General features: G+C 46.5%; 2 protein-coding genes. Both read right to left on the reverse strand.

Annotation, left to right across the window (positions count from 1 at the left end; genetic code table 11):
* Positions 1-496 precede the first annotated feature (496 nt).
* On the reverse strand, positions 497-625 hold the full coding sequence (locus RMO35_RS04865; protein WP_309738960.1) for a hypothetical protein: 129 nt from the start codon (positions 623-625) through the stop codon (positions 497-499).
* Positions 626-910: 285 nt separating this feature from the next.
* Positions 911-2,443: a ferredoxin--nitrite reductase gene (locus RMO35_RS04870; RefSeq protein WP_309738962.1), complete on the reverse strand. Its 1,533-nt coding sequence runs from the start codon at positions 2,441-2,443 to the stop codon at positions 911-913.
* Positions 2,444-2,488: the final 45 nt, after the last annotated feature.

A 2,488-nucleotide genomic window follows, 5' to 3' on the forward strand; every position in this document is an offset into this window, starting at 1 on the left:
TTGCCGGGTTCATAAGTTATAACGCTATTCCTATCTAATAATTTCCAGTTATCACAAACTTAGTCTGATGCTGTGAAGTTTTACCGCTAAACTACCTTTGCAAGTAAATAAGCAAAGGACGAGATTTGAACTCACGTCTCACACGCGTTGGTTTGCAAAAGTCGATCTAGGGAGCGAGGTTTGATAATGAAGTTAGAGTAATAACTTGAATTTAACCTTAAATTTGATGGCGAAGCAGCGGCTTTACCTCGCAGCTAGACTAGTGTGTCTAGCTACTTGTTTGCCTACTCCCAGGTGGATAGTCTGGGAGACAGGACTCGAACCTGTAAACACTCTCGGCACTAAACTTGAACTTGTATTCGGTCGCTAGCATAACTCAATCTGCGAATAGATAACCAAAAATTGCTGTGGCAACTTGGCGGGATTGGACTTGATGATTATTGGCTTCTTCTCTTGCTTGAATAGTCGCTTTTTGGAGTTTATCGACACGGCGTAATCATGAATTGACCCGATCTTGCGGTAATGCTCCCGAAAACTCGACTAAACTCCAAATTCCTTCGACAATATCTTTGGAAACTTCTTTGATTTGAGCGGGATGATGTTCGGTCGCTTCGTAGGCAACCACAAAGTCGGTAATTTTTTTGGTTTTAACTGTTTCTTTTGCTAAAGTGAAATAACATCCCCGATTGGGATCGTGTTGCCAGTCTTTATCGATCGATAATACTGGCAGCGAGTAGTTTTGACTGATTGTAAGATGGCAATTAATTGGTTGAGCTTCATGAAACTTAGGCAGGATAGCGATGCTATTTTACCTGGATTCGATCGATTGACTCGATCGCTGAATATATAATTTAAAAAAGGTTGTCAATAACTTGACAACCTTGACTAGTATGAGTGACGAACTGATTAATTAAACTCCCGAGATTGTCGCCCCAAACTTTTCAACTAATAAGCCAACCAGTACGCCGTCTAATTCGGATAGTGGTATTCCTTTCATCACCTTTTCGCCGAGCTTGGCATCTTTACCCACAGTACCACCCATGAAGATATCCACAGCCTCGACAGTTTGACCATCCTTGCGAATTTTGGCACCCATCAAGCCGATATCGGCGACTTGAGGTTGACCGCAAGAATTGGGGCATCCAGTCCAGTGAATCCGCACTGGTTTGGGGACATCAACCTTTGCTTCGACTGCATCGATAACCGATACAGCATGTTGCTTGGTTTCAATCAGCGCAAAGTTGCAAAATCGAGCGCCAGTACAAGAAACCACCGTGCGGGTGAGATTGCCAGGATTGACTTGAAATCTGGTTAAAGTTGGTTCGCTCAATAAAAGGTCTAACTCGGCATCGGCAATATTGGGAATAATTGCATTTTGCTCGACCGTAAATCGGACTTCGCCAGTCCCGTACACTTCCGCCAATCTGGCTAATTCAAAGAAATCAGCAGCTTTGAGATGACCGACGGGGATATGCAGGCCGACATAATTCAGTCCCGCTTGCTTCTGAGGATACACGCCAATGTGGTCGCGCTTTTCCCATTCGATTTCGTCTTTTGGTGCCGCAGCTAAGAGAGTTTTGCCATAGACGCGTTCGGCTTCAGCCCGGAATTTTTCAATCCCCCATTCATCGATGAGAAACATCAATCGCGCCTTCATCCGATTGGCACGCAAACCATTGTCGCGGAACAGGCGCAGGATACTCAAACTAAACTCGACAACTTCTTCAGGTGCCACCCAGACATTCATCGGCATCGCCGCATCGCACCGCTTACCCGAAAAGAAGCCACCGACTAAAACATTAAATCCAAATACATCATCTTTGAATGCCGGAACGAAGGCAAGATCGTTAATTTCGGCATGAACCGAGTTGTCGCGACAACCCGCGATCGCGATGTTAAATTTGCGTGGTAGATTACTAAACTCAGGATTGCCCTCACCCTTGCTAATAATCCGATCCTGCAATTCCTGAATCATTTCGCGGGTGTCATACAATTCCCCCGCTTCGATGCCTGCTACAGGCGAACCTGTAATGTTGCGAACATTATCCATCGCCGACTGCATACTCGTCAGCCCGACAGCAGCCATCTTCCGAAAGATTTCGGGCAAATCCTCAATCCGAATCCCCCGAAGCTGGATGCTTTGGCGGGTAGTAATATCGGCACTCCCGTCATCCCCATACCGTTGGATGATATCGCCCAACACGCGTAACTGGTCGCTGGTCGTAATCCCGCTCGGTGCCCGCAACCGCATCATAAACCGCCCTGGAGTCACGGGACGAAAGAAAACGCCCAACCACTTCAACCGATGCTCGCGGTCGGTCTCATCCATCGCTTCCCAGCCAATCCGGGCAAATTCTGCTAATTCGGCTTTGAGTGCTAGTCCGTCTTTTTCTGATTTGAGTCGCTCAAACTTATTTTGGGTGGCTGGTATGGCTGCTGTCATGGCGGTAATTCTCGCTAGCTTTAAGCTATACAGATTGAATTTGGA

Source organism: Chamaesiphon sp. OTE_20_metabat_361, from assembly GCF_031364565.1.